The sequence below is a fragment of the Sphingopyxis sp. LK2115 genome, from assembly GCF_014595975.1.
Lineage (GTDB): Bacteria > Pseudomonadota > Alphaproteobacteria > Sphingomonadales > Sphingomonadaceae > Sphingopyxis.
This window is the reverse complement of the sequence record NZ_JABWGQ010000032.1, coordinates 1-7,024: the sequence shown is the minus strand read 5'-3', so window position 1 is coordinate 7,024 and position 7,024 is coordinate 1. Positions and strand designations below refer to the sequence as shown.

Annotated in this window: 7 protein-coding genes and 1 pseudogene; all 8 read right to left on the bottom strand. The window is 61.4% G+C overall.

Annotated elements, in window-relative coordinates; translation table 11 throughout:
- Positions 1 to 24: 24 nt before the first annotated feature.
- Positions 25 to 1,647: an acyl-CoA dehydrogenase family protein gene (locus HUW43_RS04920; protein ID WP_188236332.1), complete on the bottom strand. Its 1,623-nt coding sequence runs from the start codon at positions 1,645 to 1,647 to the stop codon at positions 25 to 27.
- 30 nt (positions 1,648 to 1,677) lie between these two features.
- A complete protein-coding gene (locus HUW43_RS04915) occupies positions 1,678 to 2,607 on the bottom strand; it encodes an electron transfer flavoprotein subunit alpha/FixB family protein (RefSeq protein WP_188236331.1) in 930 nt (309 codons plus the stop codon).
- A gap of 1 nt (position 2,608) precedes the next feature.
- A complete protein-coding gene (locus tag HUW43_RS04910; protein ID WP_136174339.1) occupies positions 2,609 to 3,361 on the bottom strand; it encodes an electron transfer flavoprotein subunit beta/FixA family protein in 753 nt (250 codons plus the stop codon).
- A 109-nt stretch (positions 3,362 to 3,470) separates the two neighbouring features.
- Positions 3,471 to 4,238 (bottom strand): SDR family oxidoreductase, encoded by a 768-nt coding sequence (locus HUW43_RS04905; protein ID WP_136174340.1) that lies wholly within the window; start codon positions 4,236 to 4,238, stop codon positions 3,471 to 3,473.
- Complete coding sequence (locus tag HUW43_RS04900; protein ID WP_136174341.1) at positions 4,235 to 5,230, bottom strand: MDR family oxidoreductase; 996 nt, start codon at positions 5,228 to 5,230, stop codon at positions 4,235 to 4,237. The genes HUW43_RS04905 and HUW43_RS04900 overlap by 4 nt, the downstream gene beginning before the upstream one ends.
- On the bottom strand, positions 5,227 to 5,406 hold the full coding sequence (locus tag HUW43_RS15835) for an SDR family oxidoreductase (protein ID WP_317450825.1): 180 nt from the start codon (positions 5,404 to 5,406) through the stop codon (positions 5,227 to 5,229). The genes HUW43_RS04900 and HUW43_RS15835 overlap by 4 nt, the downstream gene beginning before the upstream one ends.
- A gap of 86 nt (positions 5,407 to 5,492) precedes the next feature.
- A pseudogene (locus tag HUW43_RS15830) lies at positions 5,493 to 5,909 on the bottom strand (SDR family NAD(P)-dependent oxidoreductase); the annotation flags it as partial.
- Between the two features lie 140 nt (positions 5,910 to 6,049).
- On the bottom strand, positions 6,050 to 7,024 hold a 975-nt coding region (locus HUW43_RS04890), incomplete at its 5' end, for a TonB-dependent receptor domain-containing protein (protein WP_188236330.1).

Here is a 7,024-nt window from a genome sequence, read left to right as displayed (position 1 = left end):
ATACACCATCGCCTACACCGGAAATTACACCACGAGCGCGGACGCTAACGAAAGTTTGAGCGATCGAAAGCTGCTGTCAAAACGGGCGTCATGGTCCAACGCCGTGATCTGTCGCTCGATTAGCCAGCCGCATGTCATGACGGAAACCATCGTCAAATATGGGGAACTGGCCGCAAGCCTGTCGGAAATGCTGGCCGCTAGCAAATGATCAGTCAGTTGATCGACGTTGGAGACGAGGTCAAGAACTTCCGGACTTCTTGCCTCGGCCCTGACGTCCGCGATTAAACTGCGTATGCCCTCTCCGTGATCGTTCATCAGCTTTCGCCCGACTAGATCGGCCGCCTGAATGCCGTTAGTCCCCTCGTAAATCGGCGCGATGCGTGCATCGCGATAGTGCTGGGCAGCCCCGGTTTCCTCGATAAAGCCCATACCGCCGTGAACCTGGATGCCGAGACTTGCGACCTGACAGCCAATATCGGTCGCGTGCGATTTGGCCAGCGGGGTCAGCAGGTCGAGCCGTTTCTGCGCGCCATCAAGGCCTAAATGAGCCCGATCGATCTCCGCTGCGGCGGCATAGACCAGCGCGCGAATGGCCTGGGTCTGGGAAGTCATCCGCATCAGCATTCGGCGGACATCCGGATGTTCGATGATCGCGACAGGGCCGCGCCCCGAATCGCTTGCCAACGACGACTGGGTGCGTTCCCGGGCATAGGCGAAGGCCTGCTGGGTGGCGCGCTCGGCAATCTCGACGCCCTGCAGGCCGACGTTCAGACGGGCATTGTTCATCATGGTGAACATCGCGCGCATGCCTGCGCCTTCGGGGCCGATCAGCCACGCGTCGCATACATCGTTGTCACCAAAGGTCATTACGCAGGTTGGTGAACTGTGGATGCCGAGCTTGTGTTCGATGGACGCGCAGCGCACGTCGTTGCGCGATCCGTCGGGCCTGATCTTGGGAACGAGAAACAGCGAAAGGCCCTTGGTTCCCGACGGGGCATTGGGCGTGCGCGCCAGCACAAGGTGGACAATGTTTTCGGCCAGGTCGTGTTCGCCGAACGTAATGAAGATTTTTGTGCCCTTGACCATCCAGCCCCCGTCAGCTGTCGGGGTAGCCATTGTCCGAACCGCGCCAACATCCGAACCGGCTTGCGGTTCAGTCAAATTCATGGTCCCGGTCCATTCTCCGGTAATCAGTTTAGGCAGGTATTGCTGCTGAAGATCCGGCGAGCCGTGTGCGGCGATCGCTTCGATCGCACCGCCGGTAAGCATCGGGCACAGGTTGAAGCCCATGTTCACAGTGCCCAGATTTTCGGCCACCGCAAAGCCCAGCACTGCAGGCAGTCCCTGGCCGCCGAATGCCTTTGGCGCGGAAATGCAACCCCAACCGCCTTCGACATACGCACAATATGCGTTCTTGAAGCCGTGCGGCATGGTGACCTCGCCTGCGGTCCATTGGGGCGGTGAGCGATCTCCTGTACGGTTGGTCGGTGCCCAGACGTCCGCGGCAAGTTCTCCCGCGCCTGCGAGGATTGCGCCGACAAGATCGCGATCGAGATCTGAAAAGCGGTCGCTATTCACAAGGTCATCAATGCGGGCGACGTGATCGAGAACAAACCGCTGTTCCGCGATCGGTGGAAAGAAGGTCATGAATTGGTTCCAGTTTGACAATGCATGAGTTCAGAGCTTGCCGGTCAGTTCCGGCACGGCATTGAACAGGTCGGCGACCAGGCCGATGTCGGCAACCTGGAAGATTGGTGCGTCCTCGTCCTTGTTGATGGCGATGATGGTCTTGGAGTCCTTCATGCCGGCAAGGTGCTGGATCGCGCCCGAGATGCCGACCGCGATGTAGACTTCGGGGGCGACGATCTTGCCGGTCTGGCCGACCTGGTAGTCGTTGGGCACATAGCCCGCGTCAACCGCCGCGCGGCTGGCGCCGACACCGGCGCCCAGCTTGTCGGCGAGCGGGAAGATCGTGGCCTTGAAGGTGTCCGCATCCTTGAGGGCGCGGCCACCCGAGACGATGATCTTGGCGCTGGTCAGTTCCGGACGCTCGCTCTTGGCGATTTCGCTGCCGACAAAGCTGCTGGTACCGGCATCGCCGGGGCCGGACACGGCCTCAACCGTTCCCGAACCGCCGCTGGTCGCGGCCTTGGCAAAAGCGGTACCGCGCACGGTGATGACCAGCTTGGCATCGCTCGATTCGACCGTGGCGATGGCATTGCCGGCATAGATCGGGCGGGTGAAGGTCTTGGGCCCTTCGACCGACAGGATGTCCGAAATCTGCATCACGTCAAGCAGCGCGGCGACGCGCGGGGCGATGTTCTTGCCGGTGGTCGTGGCAGGCACGACGAAGGCATCGTGGTGCCCCATTAGATCCGCAACCAGCGGCGCGACGTTTTCGGCCAGCGCATTGGCATAGGCGGCATCGTCGGCCAGGTGGACCTTGCCCACACCGGCGATCTGCGCGGCCTGATCGGCCACGGCCTTGCAGCCCGATCCGGCGACCAGCAGGTGCACTTCACCCAGCGCCGCAGCGGCGGTGACGGCCGCCAGGGTAGCATCCTTGACCGAGGCGTTGTCGTGTTCGACCCAAACGAGAGTTTTCATCTCAAGCTACTCCCATTTCCTTGAGCTTGGCAACGAGGGCATCCACGTCGGCCACCTTGATCCCGGCACTGCGCACCGGTGGTTCGCTGACCTTCAGCGTCTTGAGGCCCGGCGCGATGTCCACCCCGTAGTCAGCCGGCGCCTTGGTGGCGAGCGGCTTGGACTTGGCCTTCATGATGTTGGGCAGAGAGGCATAGCGCGGCTCATTGAGGCGCAGGTCGGTGGTGACCACCGCCGGCAGCGCCAGCTTGACCGTTTCCAGACCGCCATCGACTTCGCGCTTGACCGTCACGTGATCGCCATCGACCGTCACTTCGCCCGCGAAAGTGCCCTGCGGGCGGCCCATCAGCGCAGCGACCATCTGGCCAACCTGGTTGCTGTCATCGTCGATCGCCTGCTTGCCGGTGATGATCAGGCCGGGTGCTTCCTCATCGGCGACGCCCTTGACGATCTTGGCGACCGCCAGCGGCTCAACCTCGACTCCGTCGTCGACCTGGACGAGCACCGCGCGGTCCGCGCCCATCGCCAGCGCGGTGCGCAGCGTTTCCTGGGCCTTGGCCGGACCGACGCTGAGCGCGACGATTTCGGTGACCACGCCCTTTTCCTTGAGGCGGATCGCTTCTTCGACGGCGATTTCGTCGAACGGGTTCATGCTCATTTTCACGTTCGCCAGATCGACGCCGCTACCGTCGGCCTTGACCCGCGGCTTCACGTTATAGTCGATCACGCGCTTTACGCAGACCAGGGCTTTCATCGAGTGGTCCTTCCTCTCGGGGGAATGGCCGGTTTAGCCGTACGCTTAAATTCAGCGCGGTCGCCATTGCCGCAGCGTTACTAAAGGTGGGAGACAAATGGGCTGAAGGTCAGTAACCCGTAATGCCCTTCACGAAGTCGCGTCGCTCTTCCCAAGGCGTCGCATCGACGTGCCGGGCAACGGCCTCGTCCGATTCCGTGACGAACCAGTGGACCTTGCGCCCCGCCGCTGCCGCCCGGACAGTGTCGGCCACTTGTGAAGGTTGAACGTTCACCCCGAGTATATCGACCGACTTGGCTTTCGAGGATGGATCCAGCACCATGGGCGTCGCGACATATGCCACCATCACATCGCAGACCCAGATGCCGAGCGCTTCGAATTCGATGTTCAGCGCCTCGGTCAGGCCGCGCACGGCGAACTTGCTGGCGGAATAGACGGCTTCTTCGGGAATGCCGTAGATCGCCGAGACCGAGGACATGTTGATGATATGCGGATCATGCCCTCTGCTCAGCCAGGGGATGGCTGCGTGAATGCCGTTGATCACGCCGATCACATTGACGTCGACGATGTCCTTCAAGCGAGTTGGGGTGGCGTCGGCGAAGGCGCGCATTTCAAGGATGCCCGCGCAATTGAAAATCGCATCCAAGCCATCTTGTTCTCCGCAAAAATCGGCGATCGCTTGCCGAAGGGATGGCAGATTGCGCACATCTGCCGGATGAACAGAAGCTCCACTGCCCAGTTCGCGCTGGAGATCGGCAAGGGCCGACAGGTTGCGATCGCACAGGCCGACCCGCCAGCCATCTGCCGCAAAACGTCGTGCGCTCTCGCGCCCGATGCCGGACGCTGCTCCGGTGATGAAAATGGAGCGCAGGATCATGACGGTATCTCCACAACCACGCGACCACGAATCTGGCCGGCAAGGATCGCCGGCGCCAATTCAACAACGTCGGCCAATGGCACTGTTGCAGTCATTGCTGCGAGAAGATCGAGGTCCAATTCGGCTTCAAGTGAGCGCCAGGCTTCTTTCCGGCACGCAAGCGGCGCGTAGACGCTGTCGATGCCGCAAATCGTGATCCCACGCAGCGCCAGAGGATACATCGTCGCGGGCAGTTCCGCGCCCTGTGCGATGCCGGTTGCCGCGACCGTGCCGCCATACTTGAGCGTCGCGCAGACGTTGGCAAGCGTATGGCTGCCAACCGTGTCGACCGCCCCCGTCCAACGTTCCGGTTGCAGCGGAGCGCCCTTTTCGCTGAAGCGCGCGCGATCGACAATCGACGCAGCGCCGAGCTTGTTCAGATATTGTTCTTCCGACGGACGTCCGGTCGACGCCACAACCGTATATCCGCGGCGAGCTAGCAGCGAGATGGCGACACTGCCGACGCCGCCACTGGCGCCGGTGACCAAAACCTCGCCATCCTCCGGACGCACACCTTGCCGCTCCAGTGCCATCACGCACAGCATCGCGGTGTAGCCGGCCGTGCCGATCGCCATGGCCTGGGCCGACGAAAAACGCGCGGGGCAGGCGACCAGCCAATCCCCGTTTAGCCGGCACTTGCCGGCATAGCCGCCCCAGTGCCGTTCGCCGAGCCCCCAGCCGTTGGCGATGACGCGGTCGCCGGGTTCCCAATCGGGATGATCGCTGAACTCCACGATCCCGGCAAGATCGATCCCGGGCACCATCGGAAACGACTGAATGAGCGGGATCGCCCCCGACAGCAATAGACCGTCCTTGTAGTTGAACGTCGATGCCTCGACCCGGACCAGGACATTCCCGGCCGGCAGATCCGCGTCGCTGATGCGGCGCAACGAAGCGGATTGCGCGCCGTCGACACGATCGATCACGAGTGCGGGGAACGTGTCCGTGCTCATGCCGTGTATCCCCCGTCGATGACAAGTTCGGCCCCGGTCATGTAGCTCGAATCGTCCGAGGCGAGAAAAACGGCGGATCGGGCGATTTCGGCCGCTTCGCCGAAGCGGCCGACCGGTATGCGCTGAAGTGTTCTCTCACCGAAGTCGGCGGGGAGATCGGCAAGGGCGTCCTGCACCAGTGCCGTGCCGACATATCCCGATGCAGGCTATTGATCCGCACCGGGTATCCCGAGCGGGCGCAATGCAGCGCAGCCGACTTGGTCAGCAACCGCACCCCGCCTTTCGATGCATTATAGGCCGGGACGAACGGGTTGCCGACAATGCCTTCGATCGACGAGACATTGATGATCGTGCCGCCGCGTTGTTTCATGGCGCGCACGCCAGCGCGGGTCCCCAGAAACACGGCATCCAGATTGACGGCCATGGTCTTGCGCCAATCAGAAAATGTCTGGTCTTCGATGGTTCCGGTGATGACGATCCCTGCATTGTTTACGATGATGTCGATGCTACCGAACGTGGTCACCACGGTCGCACAGATATCCTCCCATCCCGCTTCCAGCGTCACGTCCTGCACGGCAAAAGCGGCGCGAAGGCCCTCTCCGTGCAGGCCGGCCACAAGATTTGCGCCTTCGTCCGCGCGCAGGTCGGTGACAAAGACATGTGCGCCCTCTCGCGCCATTTCTGTCGCAATGGCCGCGCCAATTCCGCGCGCGGCGCCTGTGACAAGGGCAACTTTGCCCGCGAGCCGGTCAGCCATTGGCGTATTCTCCGGTGTGAAAAGAGGTGGGGTGGCCGTGTCACCACCCCACAGGGTGGAGATCAGAAACGGGCGGTGGCTTCGATGCCGTAGGTGCGTGGCATCCCGCGATTGAGATAGTCGAGGCCAAAGATGTTGATGTTCAATCCGTAATTGTAATAATATTTATTGGTCAGGTTCTTGCCCCAAACGGCCAACGACCAGCTGGGGGTTTCATAGGAAATCCGTCCGTTGAATAGCCAATAGCCCGGATTTCCGCAGGCGATCGCCGGTCCGGCTTGCAGGACATTGAAGCCGGGGGCAGGGCTGTCACAGGGTGACTGACCGTAGTTCTTGAACGGATCGAAATAGTATTTGCTCACATAAGTGGTGTCCCCGTGCAAGCGCAGTTTGTTGTCGCCTTGCTCGTAAGCGATCCAGTCGATCGACGAGGAGAACGTGACTTTCGACGCATTCGGGAACGGATTGCCGTTGATCGGCAATGTCGCGCTGCTCGGGTTGGTCGGATCGATCACATTGCCAGTGTATTTGGTGTCCAGTAGTCCCAGCGAGGCGTCAAGCCGCAGGCGCGAGGTCGGCTGCACAGTCAGTTCTGCCTCGCCGCCGAAAAGCCGACCGTTCCCGCTGCGGGTGAAGGTTGTTGCCCCGATCACCTGGGTAAACTGCTGGTTCTTATAGTCATAGTAGAACCCGGCGAGGTTGAGCTGAACGTGCCTGTCGAAAAAACGGGTCTTCAGGCCGCCTTCGTAGGCATTCACCGTCTCGGGCTGGATGTAGTAAACTTGGTTCAGGCCCTGGTAGGCGAGGCCGTTGTAGCTGCCCGCGCGATATCCGCGGCTATATTGCACATACCCCATGATCTGGTCGGTGAAATTGTAGCTCAGGTTGAAGCGCCCGGTGAGCCGGTTGGCCTTTTCCGCGAGATTCACCGCCGAAAGGTTGGGGTTGTACGGGAAGCTGTAGGGGATTGTGCTCGCCACAATATTCTGGGTCGCGTCCGTCAAGGTGGTGTAATTTCGGCTGTGGCCGTGGGCCAT